Source organism: Alteromonas sp. DY56-G5 (genome assembly GCF_041414725.1).
Classification (GTDB): domain Bacteria; phylum Pseudomonadota; class Gammaproteobacteria; order Enterobacterales; family Alteromonadaceae; genus Alteromonas; species Alteromonas macleodii.
In genome coordinates this window covers 1-18387 of sequence record NZ_JANHZQ010000024.1, presented here as the reverse complement: position 1 = coordinate 18387, position 18387 = coordinate 1, and the positions used below count along the sequence as shown (strand labels likewise).

The window sequence follows — 18387 nt, the reverse complement described above, 5'->3', positions numbered from 1 at the left end:
TTACTAGCGCAAGGCTGACATTATATGTTCTAGCACAGCGACTTACTTACGCGTTTCGCGAACAAGGATCCACGTTTAAAAAATCAAGCTCAATAAAATTAATATGCGCAGAAACTTTTCGTGACTTTATCACGTTTAACTATGCTAATAACAGACGCGCTTGTGCTGCATCTGCTTGAATTTGATCTTTCAACGCCTCAAAAGAATCAAATTTAATTTCATCTCTTATTTTTGCCATCGGAAACACCGTAATGGGCTTGCCGTAAAGGTCAGATGACAAATCAAAAATATGGACTTCTAACTGGTTTCTTACCCCGTTAACAGTAGGACGGGTACCAATGTTCGCAACGCCGTTATAGTGTTTTCCATCTACGTCGACACGAACTGCGAACACGCCGTGAATTGGCGTTTTTTGGCGTTTTAGCATGACATTCGCGGTGGGAAAACCAATGGTGCGACCTTTTTTCTCGCCGTGAACCACCCTACCGTGAATAGCAAACGGGCGCCCTAGCATTTCGGTAGACAAACCGAAGTCGCTGTCAGCCAACGCTTCTCGCACCGCGGTAGAGCTTATTCGATGGGCATGCATGGTAAAACTGTGGGTGCTTACTACTTCGAAACCGTATTGGCGACCTGCCGCCTCGAGCATTTCGAAATCCCCTTTGCGGCCATTGCCAAAACGGAAATCGTCGCCAACAACAAGAAATTTAACACCCAGTTTGTCCACCAATAAATCGTGAACGAAGGTATCGGCACTTTGCTTAGCAAACTCCGCGTTAAATCGCACAGCAAGCAGTCTGTCGACACCTTGTTGGCGCAGCAACTCGTACTTTTCGCGAAGAGGGCTTATACGCGCTGGTGCTTTATCAGGCATAAAGACTTCTTCAGGCTGAGGTTCGAACACCATTACGGTGGCAGGAAGTGATAGCGATTTCGCTTTTTCAAGCACGTTAGCCAACACAGCTTGATGACCACGGTGTACGCCGTCGAACTTGCCAATAGTGAGCACACACCCTTTATGGTGCGGTTTTACATTGTTTAGCCCGCGGATAAATTCCACTGTTAGCCACTACCTTTTAACTGCTAGAAAATCAAAGCTCGCGATTATAGCCGACCGCGAGCACAATACCAAGCACACGGGCCATTCTGGCTCCATGCTCTATTTCGCATCTATTGAATACTAATCGCCGCCGCTTCTGAAATGTCTGGGTCGCATGCCCAGCACCACCATGGTGGTCACAAACAATATAACCGACAGCGAAATGGTTATTCCTACCTCTACCATTTGGGCGGAAAGAGACAATTCAAAGAAAGCTAAGCCTTGATCGCGATAATAAATAAGCCCGCCCATGGCAGCACTTGCAATAACCACACGGGCAATAAACAAAACCGATGTGCGGCTTAACGCAAATACACCTTGTCTATGCAGTGTTATATAAAGCAAAGCGGCGTTAAGCGTAGCTGACATACTGGTAGCGACAGCAAGCCCTACATAACCAAACGGAATCGCTAAAATAAGGTTAAACACCATGTTTGCGACCATACACCAAATACCAAATTTCACTGGCGTCTTGGTGTCTTGGCGGGAGTAAAACCCTGGCGCGAGAATTTTTACCAGCATAAAGCTGAGCAAGCCAAACGAGTACGCGGTAAGCGAGTAAGACGCCATAATGGCGGTTTCTTCGGTAAACGCGCCGCGCTGAAAAATAACGGTCAGAATAGGCCTTGCCATCACGCCAAGTCCCACTGCAGCAGGTATGCCTAATAAACACACCATGCGAAACGCCCAATCGATATTCGCAGCAAACGCTTTGGGGTTATTACTGACATGGTTTCGGGATAGCGTAGGTAAAATGACTGTTGCGATGGCAATACCAAACAACCCTAGGGGAAATTCAAGCAGCCTGTCTGAATAGTATAACCAGCTAATAGAACCGGTAACTAAAAAGCTGGCGATGAAAGTATCAAACAACAAATTGATTTGCCCTACTGACACACCGAATAAGGCAGGGATCATCAGGGTGCGTACTTTTACCACGTTTTCGTCATGCCAGCCCCACTTTGGCTTTACCAAGAGCCCTGCCCTGAACAAAAACGGTAGTTGAAACAAGAACTGTACAATACCGCCGATAAACACACCCCACGCTAGCGCGTATGCGGGTTGCTCAAGCGTAGGTGCTAAGTATATTGCGCATGCAATAATGCATACGTTAAGTAAAACAGGGGTAAAGGCAGCAACCGCAAACTTATTGAGCGTATTGAGTATCGCCCCTGCCAACCCAGTCAAAGAGATAAACGCCAAATAAGGAAAGGTAATTTTTAACATGGTCGACGCGAGCACAAACTTATCTCCGGCCTCGTCCCCTTCGAGCCACGCCACAAACCAGCCTGTACCAAATAAAGCCGCCAAAACAGGAGATGCTATTACCCCTAAAATAGAAACTACAAAAACAATAGCGCCTAATGTACCGCTGACTTTTGCAACGAACTCTCTGAGTTGCTTTTTATCGTCATTCTCGTGGACTTCGGTTAATACCGGAATAAACGCTTGCGCAAATGCGCCTTCAGCGAATAGACGACGAAGAAAATTAGGAATTTTGTTAGCAAAGAAAAATACGTCAGCGGCTGCCCCATCGCCCATAAGCTTGGCAACAACAACATCACGTACCAAGCCTAATATTCGCGAGACCAAGGTCATAATACTGACGATAAGACCAGATTTTATTAACTTCCGTGACACGTCACACTTCCAATAAGAGGTAAAGAATAGGCTGAATAGCATCAGCCATTTGAAAGATAGTCAAAGGCGTCTGCTAACCGCAAAGCGGCAACGCTAGGTTGCAAGCGAGCCATAATAACCAAAGGCTATCGCAGGCGAAACGATTTCTTCAAAATAGTTGTGCATCTTTAACAACTTTCTTGTTATAATCCGCGCCCGGTATGGGGTGCTGTCGTTTATGCATGTCTATCGCTGAAATGTCTTGAAAGAATATCACTACGAATCTCTTTCAAAAAATGTCGCAGAGAAATGTCGCAAAGAATGTGCAACGTGTTGAGCATACTTTGTGTTCAATAGCTTGCGCGTTTTAACGCGGAACGATTTAAGTTTTAAATCGTTTGACATTTGGGCGTTTGGTAGGCACAATCCGCACCCTCGTTTTTGACATGAATTTATTTTGGGAGTTACACCTTGGCTAACATTAAGTCTGCTAAGAAGCGTGCAATCCAAGCCGAAAAGCGTCGTCAGCACAACGCTAGCCGTCGTTCAATGACTCGTACAAGCATCAAGAAAGTTATCGCTGCAATTGCAAGCGGTGACAAAGAAGCGGCACAAGCTGCACTTACTGCTGCTACTCCAGTACTTGACAGAATGGCTACTAAAGGCTTGATTCACAAGAACAAAGCTGCTCGTCATAAGAGCCGTCTAGCTGCACAAATCAAAGCACTAGGTTAATCTTTACGATTAGTAGTTAAAAAAGCGCCCTTCGGCGCTTTTTTTGTATCTGTAATCGACGCTAATTAGCATGGGTTACTGATTTCAAATTTAGACTTAAAGGCATAAAGCCCACCTCTAGGCGAGCTCTGTTACAGTCTTTGCGGTGTGTTCACATCCCAGCTATCCGCTTATCAGCTCATTTTTCTTATTGAGCTTGCCGGTGCAATACGCATGATCCAGTGAAGGATGGCCCAAGGCCAGCTTGGCACAAACGCATTCGCTTTTTCTTTATTGATTGCATTGACCATCGCACGACAGCCCACATCGGTATCAACAATAAACGGTACTTTCTCTACTTTTTCGTTTATTTCGCTGCGAATAAAACCGGGGTGAATACAGGTGACGTTAATTGGCGTATTCATTACATCCATTCGAATGCCTTCGGTCATTGATGTAAGCCCTGCTTTTGTTGCCGCGTATACAGTCATGGCGCGTCTAAACCCGCGCACCGCGCTTATAGATGAAATCGTCACAAGATGACCACTATTTTGTGCCCTAAAGATAGCCATTGCCGCTTCACATTGTGCTAGCGCCGACACAAAGTTAGTCACCGCCGTTTGCTTGTTAGCGTGGAAATACCCAGTGCCAATAGACGCGCCCTTGCCCATGCCTGCGTTTACAATGACTCTATCAAGGGTTCCCATGTCGGCTTTGAATGCGTCGAATACTTCAAAAACCGCATCGTGATCATTGACATCCAGCGAGCGAATATACACATCAATGTTTGGGTTAATTGAATGCAATTCGTCTTTCAATTTTTCTAAATTCTCAAAGCGTCTTGCGCATAGGGCTAGGTTACAACCCTGTTTGGCAAACTCAATCGCCATTCCCTTGCCTAGGCCTGAACTTGCGCCTGTGATCAGAATATTGCGTCTTGTTGTCATTATCGTTTTCCTGATGCTTTTATGGCCTTATTACAACGCCACATTAAGTAATGAATGAAGATCCAAAAGTTTTTAAACGCTGGATTATTGGTTTGCTTGTGGTGATATCGATAGTAGATTTGCTGGGCAATACCGGCTAAACGGAAAAGCCCGTATACCTCGTAAAAGGTAAAATCATCTACATCTATTTCCATCTCTTTGCAGTAGTACGCAACCACCTGCTTTCGAGTTAGCATACCGGGTAAGTGAGTAGGCTGGCGGCGCGTTGATTGGGCCAAAAAGTCATCATCCGGTTGTACCCAATACGCCAAGGTATTACCCAAGTCCATAAGCGGGTCGCCTAAGGTCGCCAGTTCCCAGTCCAACACACCGATAATTTGCGTATAGTTATCTGGCTTTAACACCACGTTGTCGAATCGGAAGTCATTGTGGGTAATACAAATGCGTTCATTAGCGGGCATGTGGTTTTCTAGCCAGCGCATTATTTTTTTACCCGAGGGGACATTCCAGGTTTTTGCTTTACTATAGCGTTCGCTCCACCCGCTTATTTGGCGTTCTATGTAGCCAGCACCTTTACCTAAGTGCTCAAGCCCCGCTTTCTTATAATCCACTTTATGAAGCTCGATTAAGCTATCAAGTACATTAGTGCAGAGCTGTTTGGTTTGCTGCTCAGACGTGTTTAAGCCTTTGGGTAAGTTCTTACGTGGTATCACGCCGGTAAACTTCTCCATTACGTAAAACTCTGTGCCTATAACGCTCTCGTCTTCACAAAGTCCAAGCATCTCTGGCACATAGCGATAAACAGGCTTTAACGCATGCTGTAACCGGTACTCCCGCCCCATATCGTGAGCTCCTTTCGCTTTAGTACCTGCTGGTGCGCGACGCAAAATTAACGACGTTTTTTCGCTCTGGTTTTGTTTACTGCCTTGATAGTCCAAGCAGTACGTCCAATTAGAAGCGCCCCCAGAATACTGGGTGACTTGAGGCAAGTTATCGCTACTTTGTATCGTGGCCTCCAATGATGGACTGGAGGCACTAATATTTCCCTTAAGCCAATTGTGTACAGCGCTCACGTCTAGCTCTTCGCCCGCACGCACGCTGTCGGCTTTATCTACGACCTGTTGTTGCATCTCTCATTCTTCTTTTAATTCTGTTACAAAGGGCCTATTCAAAGTGCTAACTCACAATCTTTGGCTAGAAGATACTTCTGTTTGTGCCTGTACAAAAGCAGCTCGACAATTATCTTCAGATAGCTTGGCGACAAACAGAGGTGAGCGCGTTTCCGTTTTACCTAATTTTGCTTTAAATTTGCTTTAAATTTGCTTTTCCATTGCACGCTTCATCATCTTCGTTTGATTGAGCATATTTTTGATATAACGCTGGGTTGGCAGCAGCTTCTTTAACAGGAAAGCGCGTTTACCCAGTTTATGGGTAAGAATAAGAAACTGCTTTTTATCGACTTGCTGAAATATGGACTCAGCCACGTCTTCTTTCGTCATGTCTGCTTTGGCAAAGAACTTATTGAGCATTTTGTGCGACGCTGGGTTGCTGCTTCGCATCGACTCATCTAAATTCGTTTTGAAGAAGCTTGGACAAACTACACTAACGTCAATATTGTCAGGTGCTAATTCCAACTTCATGGTTTCAGAAAACGACACAACTGCGGCTTTAACCGCGTTATAACTTCCCATGTAAGGGATAGGCGTTAGCCCTGCTTGCGATGCAATATTAATGAAATAGCCACCGCCTTGCTCTCGCATTATAGGTAAGAGGGCACGACTGACTCTCACCATGCCTAACACATTAATATCAAACACCCACTGCCATTGCTCAATGCTCTCATCTAAAAGGCTGCCACCAGAAGCAACACCCGCATTGTTAAATACGATATCAACACCGCCCCAGCGAGTTTCCAAAGTGTTCGCTAACGCTTGAACATCATTTTCAGAGGTTATATCGCAATGGATGTAAAACGCATTGGCACCTTGGGCGAATAGCGTATTTACTGTTTCTTCGCCTCTTTCTTGGTTAATGTCGGCAATGCAAATATCTAACCCCTCGTCTTTGCCTGCCCACTTTTCCGCCCACTTAAGGGCAATGGCCTGACCTAAGCCGGTAGCGCCACCGGTAATCAATACGCGCATGATGTGTTTCCTAACTGTTCTTGTTTCATTATTCTTGTATCGGCGTTTATGTTTAGTTGCGCTTTATTGTGTTGAGCGCTAATCAGTACTTCACTATTCTCTCGAATTGACCGCCTTATCAATCCAATCAAACTGATTCCGTCTTTTGCAGTGGCACTGATGGCTGTTCGTTACGCATTTTTCGTTTTGCCCACAGGGCCAATAGTGCGGGCCCGATGTACATTGCTACGCCATATACACCAGGTGCAATCGCGTAATCAGGTGCATCTAAAAAGGTAATACATATCAGCATTGCAAGCGCCGCGTTTTGCACGCCTATTTCAATGGCCAGCGTGAGCGATGGTAGAAATAGCGGTTAAGCTTACTAAAAGGGCCTGATTTGCTTTTGCAATGTGGCTGATTAAATTACTGGTCGTGCCGCCTGGGCATGCCGCTAAAACCATGACACCAACCGCAATATAATCGGGTAGACCAAAAACAAAGCACAGTCCTAGCGCCAACATAGGCAGCAATATAATTTGCCCTATAAAACCCGTTATTACTGCTTTAGGTGCTTTAAGTAGTCGGGCAAAGTCTGCAAGGGTTAGCGTTAGCCCCATACCAAACATAACAAATGCCAACGCTAGAGGTAACAACACCTCGGTAAGTACAGATGCCTGCATGCACACGCCCCTTACAAAAGAAGCCTCTATAAAAGAAACCTTTTATTAACATTTAAGCCAGTGTACCCTGTTTGATAATAAATAAAAATGATGCCTTATTATGGAAACCCATAAATGATATGCATGGAAAATTAGACCTAAATTTGTTTGTTGTGCTGCGCGCGGTCTACGATCAGGGCAGCATTACGAAAGCCGCCAACGCACTGCATATCACTCAGCCTGCGGTGAGTCACGCCTTAGGTCGTCTGCGAGAGAAATTTGATGATCCGCTGTTTATTCGTCATGGACGACAAGTCGTGCCTACCCCATTTTGCCAAGGCATTATTGCATCGGTTGTGAAATCAATAGAAACCCTTGAAAGTACGTTAAAAGGTAAAGTGGGCTTTGATATAAGTGATAAACCCCGTCAGGTGAACCTTGGCTTAAGAGATATTTTAGAATCTATATTTTTTCCCGTGCTTATTCCTCAGCTTGTTAAACATACTCCCAATATCACGGTGAATAGCAGACAGGTTACCTGGCCCGAGCTTGCTCCCGCGTTAGCCGCTAAAGAGCTTGATATCGTAATTGACGCATTAGTTCCCACCAGCCGTGACATTCGTTCACAGTTTATCTGCGAAGAAACGTTTGTCGTGGTATGCGCGCCTAGCAATAGCTACGTAGATAACCCGAGTATCAAGAGCTACTCAGTTGCACAGCATGCGCTTGTATCTTTAAAAGACTCTAAATTAGATACGGTAGATCTAGCCCTTGCTCAGCACAATTTACATCGCAACATCGCATTGCAGTGTGAACACTACTTTGCCGCCGTTAACGTAGTTAGCCAATGCGATCTTTTGCTGACCATGCCAACGCGATTCGCCCAACAATTCAGTAATAAATTCGATATCGAAATCCTGCCCCTTCCATTTGACGTCCCCCCACTCCCCGTACACATGTACTGGCACAAACACGCCGATGAAGACTTAGTGAATGTATGGATGCGAGGTAGGCTTTTAGACGTGGCGAGTAAGTTGGGGTTATAGCGCGTATTTGTGTTGCTGTAACACAATGGTCAAGCAAGCGTCACGGTAGTGTCAATTTGCAAACCTATAGTGACGATCCAAGGCATCGCTTTGGGAAACCGCTATGAAAAAGACACACTATCGAACACTTTGGCTTTCAGATATCCATTTGGGTAATCGCGACTGCAAAGCTGAATACTTACTTTCCTTTCTGGATAGCATAACCGTAGATACCCTCTATTTGGTGGGTGATATTGTTGATATGTGGCAAATGACCAAGCAATTTCGCTGGCCAAAGGCCCACAATCAAGTCATGCATAAATTCATGCAAATGAGCCAAGATGGTACGCGTGTGGTGTACTTACCCGGAAACCATGATGAGCCAATTCAGTCTTATTCTGGTATGGCCTTCGGTGATATAGAAATAGAGCGAGAGTTGGTACACACCACCGCACAAGGAAAGCGTTATTTAGTCTTACATGGCGATCAGTTCGATGGCGATGTGACTATGGGCAAATTCCATGCGTGGATTGGCGATAAAGGTTACGACCTTTTGCTTTTTCTAAATAGAGAGTTTAATCGCCTACGCGCTTGGCGCAAGCGCGAATACTGGTCACTTGCGGGCTATATTAAAAAGCACATTAAGGGTGCGAATGAAGCCATTGCTCGTTATCGAGAAGCATGCTGTAGGCGCGCCGATGAAATGGGACTCGACGGTGTAGTGTGTGGCCATATTCACCATCCTGAAAGCAGCTTTGAAAGCAGCTTTGAAAACGGCATTCACTACATTAATGATGGGGACTGGATAGAAAACTGCAGTGCACTGTCAGAAGACGTGAACGGTAATTTATCTCTTATTCATTACCTTGATTCATTAGAGTCAGCTACCGTAACACCAATTACAACCAAAACCTCTCGCTCAGAAGCAGCATAGCTGGCATTACACAAATGGGGCTGTAACGGCCCCTGACTTTTACTACTCACCAAGCAACAGGTGAATTCCAAACCCATCCATCAAGGTTAGGGCCTGCTGACCTGTGCCCCACATCATAGGTTAACAGGTCATAGTTACAACTTTTTAACACTGTCAAATAACTGCCATGAAACTGTGTGAAAAGCGTCACATTGCCCTGCTATTGTTCGCCAAAACCGGAAGAGAAACAGGTTCTATGTTTACTGTAAACGACGTACTGAACAAGCATTACCCTCAAGTAGCAAATAACCCCATTCTATTTAAGTCGCTGTCATTCGTCTTAAGGCACCTTCTTCACGAACGTGAAATTACTGAATTTGGTGAAGCCTATCCGCATTACGAAGATATCGATTTCGTAGAGCAAGTGCTGGAATATTTTAATATCAGCTACTCCACCCGCGATGTAGAAAAAGAACGCATTCCAAGTGAAGGTAGAGTGGTGATTATTGCTAACCATCCGATTGGCTCACTCGACGCACTTGCGCTTATAAAGCTGGTTAGTGAAGTACGTCACGACTTGAAAGTGGTCGCCAATGAAATGCTTATGGCCATTGAACCGCTTCACGATATGCTGTTACCTGTAAACAATATGCAGGGAGGCACACCAAAACAGCATTTATCGGCAATTCAAAAACACCTTAACAGCGACGGCGCCATATTGATTTTTCCTGCCGGTGAAGTGTCTCGATTACGCCCACAAGGTGTTCGCGACACCAGATGGCACACAGGTTTTTTACGCATTGCAAAGCAAGCAAAAGCACCGATATTGCCGGTTTATATAGACGCGAAAAATAGCCCGCTTTTTTACGGCGTGTCCATGGTATACAAGCCATTAGCCACCGCGCTGCTCGTTAAAGAGATGTTCAAACAGCGTAAGAAGCATTTACCTATGCGCATTGGCGAACTTATTCCATTTGAAGCGTACCAGCAAACCAATATACCGCTAAAAGAGCAGGTAAAGCTGTTTAAGCGCCATCTGTATCGCATTGGCAGTAACAAGAAAGGCGTATTTGAAACCCAGGCTTCTATTGCCATGCCAGAAGACAGAAAAGAACTGGCCCGCGCTATGCGAGACTGCGAACATTTAGGTGAAACTGGCGACGGAAAATCTATTTACCTATACCAACACAAAAGCTGTTCACCGATTATGCGAGAGATTGGCCGCCTGCGCGAAGTGGCGTTTCGAGCCGTGGGCGAAGGTACCAACAAGCGTAGAGACATCGATCAATACGACTCCCACTATTATCACCTTGTACTTTGGGATGACAACGATTTAGAAATTGTGGGTGCCTACCGCTTTGGCGATGCTGAGCTTTTGACAGCGCCAGACCACCCTACCGGGCTCTACTCTGCGACCTTATTTAATTACGGTAAGGACAACGATAAACTCTTCAAAGAAGGCTTAGAGCTAGGGCGAAGCTTTGTCCAGCCTCGCTATTGGGGAAAGCGTAGTTTAGATTATTTGTGGTTTGGTATCGGGGCATTTTTAAGCCGCTACCCAAAGTATCGCTATCTGTTTGGTGCGGTGTCACTCAGTAATGCCTACCCTGAACCCGCTAAAGATTTATTAGTACAATTCTATTCCACGTACTTCCCTGCCAAGTTTGGCGAAGCGACCTGCAAGCGACCTTATCAAGTGGCGAACGACGCGTTACATCAATTTACAGGTAACGATTACAAGGCAGAATTTACGCAGCTAAAGCATTTACTGGCTAACATGGGCGTAAACGTACCAACGCTGTATAAGCAGTATTCTGAAGTGGCTAAAGACGGCGGGGTGGCATTTTTAGGCTTTAATGTCGACCCAGATTTTAACGACTGTATCGACGGACTGGTGGTGGTTGACATGCAAACACTTACTGAGAAAAAGCGCAAACGCTATCTAACCGATATTCAGCTTAAAGCCACAGCCTAAGCGAGGGGGGAGCATATGACAAACGCTCCCTTTCTCATTCTACGGCCTTCCGCTTTACTGAAAATTTCAGAAGTCGTTATCGCTCGCCAACATACTTAAGAATGTCGGTATAAATATCTTCAAGAGTGAGCAAATCAGACACATGAATGTGTTCGTTTATTTGGTGAATGGTGGTGTTTGGCACACCCACTTCAACTACTTGTGTGTGCTCACTAGCAAAAAAACGCCCGTCAGAAGTACCACCAGATGTACTGATAACAGGGTAACGCCCTGTAGCGCCCTTTATCGCTTTTTCTACGCAGGCAATTAAGCAGTGCTCCGCATTACTGTTAGGCTTGCTCAAGTAAGCTTCACAGGGTCTTGAAAAGCTAACTTCGGCTTCTGTATCAATACTATTGATAATACTGCGCAGCAATACCGATAAACTGTTTTGATTAAACTGCCACGAATATCTGACATTAAACTCTATACGAACAGCACTAGGCACTATGTTATCAGTGAAGCTTCCCGTGTCCATATGTGTTATTTGAAGCGAAGTACCAGGGAAATCATCACTCCCCTCGTCAAATGGGTACTGTGTTAGCGCATTAATCACGTTACTCGCTTTGTGGATAGCATTTACCGCTGTCTTTGGATAAGCCACGTGACCTTGCTTTCCTGCAATATGGATAGTGCCGGAAAGTGAGCCTCTGCGTCCAATCTTAATCGTATCGCCGGTTGATGCAGATGCAGAAGGTTCACCTACTAGGCACATATCAAGCTGGACATTTTTAGATGCCAAATACTCAGCTATCCATTTAGAGCCCCACTCCGCCTCCCCTTCTTCATCACTGGTGATTAGCCACCAGAAAGAGACCTTTTCCTTATCTAACGAGGCAATGGTTCGCTCTGTTGCCGCTAGCATGGCTGCGATGCCTGTTTTCATATCGGCAGCACCACGTCCATATAATTTATTTTTGCTAATTACGGGACTAAAAGGCGGTGACTTCCACTTATCAAGAGGACCTGGGGGCACAACATCAGTATGGCCGCTAAATGCAAAGTGATTCGGGCCCTGCCCCCACCTCGCGATGAGGTTGCTCACTCCATTAATTGTGTATTTCTCACAAAAGAAACCGAGTTTTTCGAGCTTGTATATCAGGTAACTTTGGCAACCAGCGTCCTGTGGGGTAATCGACGCTCTTGCCATAAGCACTTCGGCAAAATAAATACTGCGAGCTGGCGCTATGGAAGGTAAAGGCTGAATTGACATGTATAAGAAACCTTTATGAAACGTGAGTCTATTACACAAATGTAAAGTGACACGGCAATAACAGATTTACGACAATGCCATGACAGCGGACAAAGTAACCTGAAGCTAAAAATAATAAAGGGTGATAACAAGGAAGGCGACAATGGGTGAGTTGGCGACTAGGACTGGCTCGTTAAGATTTGTCTAAATCAACGCGCGTTGTTATAACTAGAACATAACTTAAAGAAAGGCATTACTGTGTTAAAAATCATTGTTTTAATACCCCTTATTTTGTCACTACTCTGGTTTGGCTATTTACAAGCCAACAAATACACTCTGGAGCAAGGCAAGCAAGGGTTTCTGTACATATTCGTGTTATCTGGTGTTATTGCGGCATTTTATACACTGATGCTGTTCTTAACGAACTAACGCACTTCAAACAAACACCCAATCACTGTGTTGTATAAAAAAAGCCAGCATCTATGAAAGAGGCTGGCTTTTTAGTAATTACCGGTGTCACTGCTAGTCGCAGCGACAGCTTTTACGCAGCAGTGCTTATAGCGTCTGTGAGATAGTCACTTCTGCATTTGCGCGAAGCGCATCAATATATTGTTGATAAACGCGCTGGCCTTGTACCTGAGCAAGGCGCTGCTTCAGGCTTTCACCCAACTCATTCTCAAGCTCTGGTGCTGCGTTAACGTTTTCAAGCATAACAACAGCAACGTCACCGTTTACCGTTGTTGCAACATCAACTTTATCTTCGCCTTCAAGGGCAAGAGAGAAAAGCGTGTCAACGAGTGCACGTGCAAGTGTACCGCCCGCTCTCGGAACAGCAGCTGCTGTCTCCCAAGACACAGACTTTTCAGCTAGCTCGCTTTCAACGCTTTCTCCAGCACGCACTTTTTGTGCGATATCAAACGCCCAAGCTTCTGCAGCTTCTTTTGACTTTTCAGCCTTAACAGAGGCTTCGATGCCTTCGCGTACTTCTTCAAGAGATTGAGTACGCTGAGGCTGATGCTCAATAACACGCGCAACAACAACGGTTTCGTCGTCTAGTTCTATAATATCGCTATTAAGCCCTTCATCAATAAGTTCAGAAGAGAAAGCAACGTCCAGTAAACCAGGGAAGCTTAGATCAGCAGGTGCGGTGTTGCGACTAAATACCACTGACTCTTGCACAGGCAAATCAACCGCGTTCGCTGCATCTTCTAGCGTATCAGGTACTTCAAACGCAATTTCAGCTAACGTATTTTGAAGCTCAAAGTACTTTTCCATAGCCGCGTCATAAAGAAGCGTATCGCGAATCTCACCCGCTACTTCATCGAAAGATTTAACTTGTGCTTCTTTTAAGTCTGTTAACTTGATGATGTGAAAACCAAACTCGGTTTCAACTACGTCGGATACATCGCCAACATTTTGTAAAGCAAAAGCTGCTTCATCAAACGCTGGGTCCATCATTTCTGGTGTAATGAAGTCTAAGTCACCACCGTTTTCGGCAGAGAATGTGTCATCAGAGTTTGCTTCTGCAAGAGCCGCAAAGTCTGCACCGTTGTCGAGTTCTGCTTTTAATGATTCTGCTTTTGCTTTCGCTGCATCGGCATCATCGCCCGCTTCGATAAGAATATGAGAAACACGGCGCTCTTCTTCTTTGCCGTAGCTTCCCAGGTTATTTTCGTAGTACGTGCGAACCGCTTCTTCATCAACCGAAACGCGATCTTTCAAGTCATCGACACTTAACTTAACGTAAGCAAGTTTAACCTGCTCGTCAGTATCGAAAGAGGCGATGTTGTTATTATAAAAAGCTTCAACATCCGCATCTGTCACTTCAATTGAGCCGGCAAATTCATCAGAGCTCACTAGCACGTATTTCGCATCACGAGTTTGGCGCTGTAGCGCATTCGCTTGCTGTACTTCACCGTCCAACGCAAATGAAGAATTCGTTAGCGCTGCAGCCAACTGGTTTTGTGTCATTTGAACGCGCAGATAATCACGGAAATCGGCTACTTGAAAACCGTTTTGACGAAGAATGGCTTGGAAACGTTCGTTATCGAACTGACCACCAAACTGGAATTCAGGCATTTGTGTTATGGTTTCGCGAATTTGTTTATCACTTACGCGCAATCCCATGTCCGTCGCTTGTTGCTGAATTAATTTTTCAGCAATAAGTCTGTCCAGTACATTTCTTCTGAAATCTGCGAGGTATTGCTCACTAGAGAAAAGCTGTGCGATGCTTTCGCCGTATTGTGACTCCATTTGTGCACGCTGATTCTGATATGCACGCTCTAGTTCTTGTGCCGAAATTTCTTCGCCATTAACAGTAGCTACTGCAGTAGTACCTGATGATGTTAGGTAGCTACCTACACCTGCGAATACGAAACTTAAAACGATAAGCGCGATAATCGCCATCGCCCATGGGCCTTGAGAACCTTCTCTGATTCTTTCTAGCATGATTGTTCTTCAACTCCGTTGCTTACTACAGTTACCTCAAACCATCACAAATCCGTGAGTACGAGATAAAATAAGCGCTGATTATAACCCAATGCTGCCGAATATAAACGACCAAAACACACTATTTGTACTGTCTTTCGTTAAGTTCGAACGTTGCGAGGACATGTATAAAACTCATCAAGCCTCGTAGGGTTATTTCTACTCTTAAAATATTGGGGTCAAAGTCATTACTCTGACCCCAATATTGAATTCTTTGTTTTAGAAATAAAAAAGGCGATGGACTAGCCATCGCCTTTTTCTATAATTTTTGTGCTTAGTTACAAGCGTCTTTCAGTGCTTTACCAGCTTTGAAAGATGGAACTTTCGCTGCTGAAATCTGAATAGTCTCACCAGTTTGTGGGTTGCGGCCACTGCGAGCTGAACGTTCGCGAACTGAGAAAGTACCAAAGCCTACTAGTGCAACTTGGTCGCCGTCTTTAAGCGCCGCAGTTACTGAGTCAGTGAATGCGTCAAGAGCGCGGCCAGCAGCTGCTTTAGAAATGTCTGCACCAGCAGCGATTTGGTCGATAAGTTGAGACTTGTTCACAATTATGATCCCCTTCGATTGTTATTATACTGTTTGTCCAAAACGATTTTGCTTGAACGTTATAGCAAGCTTGATTGTTAACATCAAGCTTCAGTCACAAATAATTAACTTTATTAATGAATCGCTGCAATCCCTTTTGTGGCAAGGCTTCAAGCGAATACCACTTAAAGGTAACACAACTTTTGCGACTTGAAAGCCCTAATTTTAAAAAAATCAGGTTTTCTTTCGCTCAATGCGCATTTTTTGTTCAATTATTGCAATTTTATAGCAAAAAAACGGCTACACGCCTTTAAAAACAAAGGATTGTAGCCCGTCGATTAAGTTATTTTTTAACCACCTTGACGCTTTCTACAGGTTCCTGCAGTGCAATATCAAGAACTTCATCAATCCACTTAACCGGATGGATTGATAAATCTTTCTTCACGTTGTCTGGAATTTCTTCCAAATCACGCTCGTTATCTTTTGGAATAACGACAGTTTTAATACCGCCTCGATGCGCAGCTAATAGTTTTTCTTTAAGTCCACCAATAGCAAGCACCTCACCACGTAGGGTGATTTCACCGGTCATGGCTACATCGCACTTCACAGGGTTACCCGTAAGTGACGAGACAAGTGCAGTGCACATAGCAATACCTGCGCTAGGGCCATCTTTCGGCGTAGCACCTTCAGGTACGTGCACGTGAATATCACGTTTCTCGTAGAAGTCATCGTTTATGCGAAGCTTTTCTGCACGACTTCTTACCACCGTCATAGCAGCCTTAATAGACTCTTGCATGACATCACCTAACGAACCCGTTGATGTCATTTTGCCTTTGCCCGGAACCGACGTTGTTTCAATGGTCAGTAAGTCACCACCTACCTGCGTCCAAGCAAGTCCTGTAACTTGGCCAATTTGATTGTCTTTGTCCGCTTTACCGTAGTCAAAGCGTTGAACGCCAAGATAGTCCTTAAGGTTATCCTGTGTTACTACTACTTTGTCTTTGCTTTTCTTAAGCAAAATATCTTTCACGGCTTTACGGCATACTTTCGACACTTCGCGCTCTAAGCTACGAACCCCGGCTTCACGGGTATAGTATCGAATCATACCGATAACGGCAGAATCGGTAATTTCCAACTCCTTCGCTTTAAGCCCATTGCGTTCCATTTGCTTACCAATTAAATGGTTCTTTGCAATGTTGAGTTTTTCATCTTCTGTGTAGCCAGATAGACGAATCACTTCCATACGGTCAAGTAATGGGCCTGGAATATTCATGCTGTTAGAGGTGGCTACGAACATAACGTCTGACAGGTCGTAGTCGACTTCCAGATAATGATCACTAAAGCTATTGTTTTGCTCTGGATCTAGTACTTCAAGCAGCGCTGACGCAGGGTCGCCTCGCATATCTGATGACATCTTATCGATTTCATCAAGTAGGAAGAGCGGGTTTTTAACCCCTACTTTCGCCATTTTTTGAACTAGCTTACCTGGTAATGAACCAATGTAAGTACGACGGTGACCACGAATTTCAGCTTCGTCACGCACGCCACCTAGTGCCATACGTACATATTTGCGACCTGTCGCTTTAGCTATCGACTGGCCTAATGAGGTTTTACCTACACCTGGAGGACCAACAAGACACAGAATTGGGCCTTTTAGCTTCTTAACACGCTGCTGAACGGCTAAATACTCAAGAATGCGCTCTTTCACTTTCTCAAGGCCGTAGTGATCTTCGTTAAGCACACCTTCTGCGCGGGAAAGATCTTTCTTCACTGGCGAGCGCTTGTTCCACGGCACGTTAGTCAGCCATTCAATGTAACTTCGAAGCACGGTAGCTTCTGCAGACATTGGTGACATCATCTTAAGCTTTTGAAGTTCAGCTTTCGCTTTATCTTCCGCTTCTTTAGGCATTTTAGCGTCGGCTATCTTTTTAGATAACGCTTCAAATTCATCAGGTGCGTCATCCAGTTCACCCAACTCTTTCTGAATAGCCTTCATCTGCTCGTTCAAATAGTACTCGCGCTGGCTCTTTTCCATTTGCTTTTTAACGCGGGTACGAATTTTCTTTTCGACCTGCAGCAAATCAATTTCGCCTTCCATCAGCGCCATCAGATATTCAAGACGCTCATTGACGCCCTGCATCTCTAACACTTTTTGCTTTTCAGTAAGCTTAAGAGGCATATGTGCAGCCATGGTGTCGGCTAAACGAGGCGCATCTTCAATGCCATTTAGTGATGTCAGTACTTCTGGTGGAATTTTTTTGTTTAACTTTACGTAGCCTTCAAACTGAGAAACGGCAGAGCGAATAAGCACTTCTTGTTCGCTCTCATCAATCTCTTCATCAGTTAGTTTGTCTACATTAGCAACAAAGAACGGCTCTGATTGCTTATAGCTTTCAATTTCACCGCGTACACTACCTTCTACCAGCACTTTAACCGTACCGTCGGGTAGCTTTAGAAGTTGTAGGATAGTAGCAATAGTACCGACGGTATAGATGTCGTCCGCTTCAGGCTCATCTACGCCAGCGTCTTTTTGTGCTACTAGAAAAATTTGTTTGTCATTATCCATTGCCGCTTCTAGACAACGAATTGATTTCTCACGCCCAACAAATAGGGGTATGACCATATGCGGGTAAACAACCACGTCCCGCAAGGCAAGCACAGGAATTTCAATGCGATTTTCACGCTCAACTGTCATACTTGTTCTCAATTAGTTTGAAATGTCATTTTTATATGGGGATGCAAGAGCAAAGTTCAATCGAAACTTATTAAAGTGCGTTAATTCCTTAACCTTACCTTCCCTGCTCTAGGGCCTGTTGACCTTAGTATAACCATTATCGATTTTGCCTCGAATGGCAATACTAAACTCAAAAATCTAGTAGAAAGGATAGCGAGATTTGTTTTAACCGCTCAAATATCACCCACTTTCAAGGTATACCCTTTGGTTAAACGTAGATCAGATTAGACTGCGAGATCTGAAACCTTGGCTGTTGACTAGTCCTGAAATAGGTTGACACTTATTTCGGTTAAAACGCCCGATGTATTTCATCGGGCGTTTTGTATTTAAG

13 protein-coding genes and 1 pseudogene are annotated in these 18387 nt (G+C 44.7%); 4 read left to right on the top strand and 10 right to left on the bottom strand.

Features of this window, described 5'->3' with window-relative positions:
• Window positions 1–139: 139 nt before the first annotated feature.
• Together ribF and murJ are read right to left on the bottom strand one after the other, a co-directional pair.
• Entirely contained in the window at window positions 140–1060 is a 921-nt protein-coding gene (ribF, locus tag NO989_RS12650) for a bifunctional riboflavin kinase/FAD synthetase (protein ID WP_014950132.1), read from the bottom strand.
• 120 nt (window positions 1061–1180) lie between these two features.
• On the bottom strand, window positions 1181–2740 hold the full coding sequence (gene murJ, locus NO989_RS12645) for a murein biosynthesis integral membrane protein MurJ (RefSeq protein WP_371342685.1): 1560 nt from the start codon (window positions 2738–2740) through the stop codon (window positions 1181–1183).
• Between the two features lie 450 nt (window positions 2741–3190).
• Between murJ and rpsT the strand changes: the two genes are divergently transcribed.
• Window positions 3191–3454, top strand: a complete 264-nt coding sequence (gene rpsT / locus NO989_RS12640) for a 30S ribosomal protein S20 (protein WP_014950134.1) — start codon at window positions 3191–3193, stop codon at window positions 3452–3454.
• A gap of 173 nt (window positions 3455–3627) precedes the next feature.
• Here the strand turns inward: rpsT and NO989_RS12635 are convergent, their stop codons facing one another.
• From NO989_RS12635 to NO989_RS12620, 4 genes and pseudogenes are all read right to left on the bottom strand, one after another.
• Window positions 3628–4380, bottom strand: a complete 753-nt coding sequence (locus NO989_RS12635; RefSeq protein ID WP_039216949.1) for an SDR family oxidoreductase — start codon at window positions 4378–4380, stop codon at window positions 3628–3630.
• Window positions 4380–5510, bottom strand: coding sequence for a phosphotransferase family protein (locus NO989_RS12630; protein ID WP_371342684.1), 1131 nt, complete (start codon window positions 5508–5510; stop codon window positions 4380–4382). Before NO989_RS12630 ends, NO989_RS12635 begins: the two co-directional genes overlap by 1 nt.
• A gap of 183 nt (window positions 5511–5693) precedes the next feature.
• A complete protein-coding gene (locus NO989_RS12625) occupies window positions 5694–6524 on the bottom strand; it encodes an SDR family oxidoreductase (RefSeq protein WP_371342683.1) in 831 nt (276 codons plus the stop codon).
• A gap of 127 nt (window positions 6525–6651) precedes the next feature.
• A pseudogene (locus tag NO989_RS12620) lies at window positions 6652–7186 on the bottom strand (bile acid:sodium symporter family protein).
• A 119-nt stretch (window positions 7187–7305) separates the two neighbouring features.
• Between NO989_RS12620 and NO989_RS12615 the strand changes: the two are divergent.
• From NO989_RS12615 to NO989_RS12605, 3 genes are all read left to right on the top strand, one after another.
• Window positions 7306–8211, top strand: coding sequence for a LysR family transcriptional regulator (locus NO989_RS12615; protein ID WP_371342682.1), 906 nt, complete (start codon window positions 7306–7308; stop codon window positions 8209–8211).
• A gap of 103 nt (window positions 8212–8314) precedes the next feature.
• On the top strand, window positions 8315–9124 hold the full coding sequence (locus tag NO989_RS12610) for a UDP-2,3-diacylglucosamine diphosphatase (protein WP_371342681.1): 810 nt from the start codon (window positions 8315–8317) through the stop codon (window positions 9122–9124).
• 166 nt (window positions 9125–9290) lie between these two features.
• A complete protein-coding gene (locus tag NO989_RS12605; RefSeq protein WP_371342680.1) occupies window positions 9291–11078 on the top strand; it encodes a GNAT family N-acyltransferase in 1788 nt (595 codons plus the stop codon).
• Window positions 11079–11154: 76 nt separating this feature from the next.
• Here NO989_RS12605 and dapE read toward each other — a convergent pair whose 3' ends face one another.
• The 4 genes from dapE to lon all read right to left on the bottom strand — a co-directional run bounded on the left by dapE (window position 11155) and on the right by lon (window position 18017).
• Window positions 11155–12330: a succinyl-diaminopimelate desuccinylase gene (dapE, locus tag NO989_RS12600; RefSeq protein ID WP_239300804.1), complete on the bottom strand. Its 1176-nt coding sequence runs from the start codon at window positions 12328–12330 to the stop codon at window positions 11155–11157.
• 534 nt (window positions 12331–12864) lie between these two features.
• Window positions 12865–14757 carry a SurA N-terminal domain-containing protein gene (locus NO989_RS12595; protein WP_049586561.1) on the bottom strand — a complete coding sequence of 631 codons (1893 nt, stop codon included), beginning with the start codon at window positions 14755–14757 and terminating at the stop codon, window positions 12865–12867.
• A gap of 313 nt (window positions 14758–15070) precedes the next feature.
• Entirely contained in the window at window positions 15071–15343 is a 273-nt protein-coding gene (hupB, locus tag NO989_RS12590) for a nucleoid-associated protein HU-beta (protein WP_012518978.1), read from the bottom strand.
• Window positions 15344–15665: 322 nt separating this feature from the next.
• Complete coding sequence (gene lon, locus NO989_RS12585) at window positions 15666–18017, bottom strand: endopeptidase La (protein WP_039228334.1); 2352 nt, start codon at window positions 18015–18017, stop codon at window positions 15666–15668.
• Between the last annotated feature and the right edge of the window lie 370 nt (window positions 18018–18387).

What these genes read in the sequence shown, in the direction of transcription:
- NO989_RS12635 (WP_039216949.1), bottom strand. Translation starts at nt 4,380, where the DNA reads ATGACAACAAGACGCAATATTCTGATCACAGGCGCAAGTTCAGGCCTA.
- NO989_RS12630 (WP_371342684.1), bottom strand. Translation starts at nt 5,510, where the DNA reads ATGCAACAACAGGTCGTAGATAAAGCCGACAGCGTGCGTGCGGGCGAA.
- NO989_RS12625 (WP_371342683.1), bottom strand. Translation starts at nt 6,524, where the DNA reads ATGCGCGTATTGATTACCGGTGGCGCTACCGGCTTAGGTCAGGCCATT.
- NO989_RS12615 (WP_371342682.1), top strand. Translation starts at nt 7,306, where the DNA reads ATGCATGGAAAATTAGACCTAAATTTGTTTGTTGTGCTGCGCGCGGTC.
- NO989_RS12610 (WP_371342681.1), top strand. Translation starts at nt 8,315, where the DNA reads ATGAAAAAGACACACTATCGAACACTTTGGCTTTCAGATATCCATTTG.
- NO989_RS12605 (WP_371342680.1), top strand. Translation starts at nt 9,291, where the DNA reads ATGAAACTGTGTGAAAAGCGTCACATTGCCCTGCTATTGTTCGCCAAA.
- dapE (WP_239300804.1), bottom strand. Translation starts at nt 12,330, where the DNA reads ATGTCAATTCAGCCTTTACCTTCCATAGCGCCAGCTCGCAGTATTTAT.
- NO989_RS12595 (WP_049586561.1), bottom strand. Translation starts at nt 14,757, where the DNA reads ATGCTAGAAAGAATCAGAGAAGGTTCTCAAGGCCCATGGGCGATGGCG.
- lon (WP_039228334.1), bottom strand. Translation starts at nt 18,017, where the DNA reads ATGACAGTTGAGCGTGAAAATCGCATTGAAATTCCTGTGCTTGCCTTG.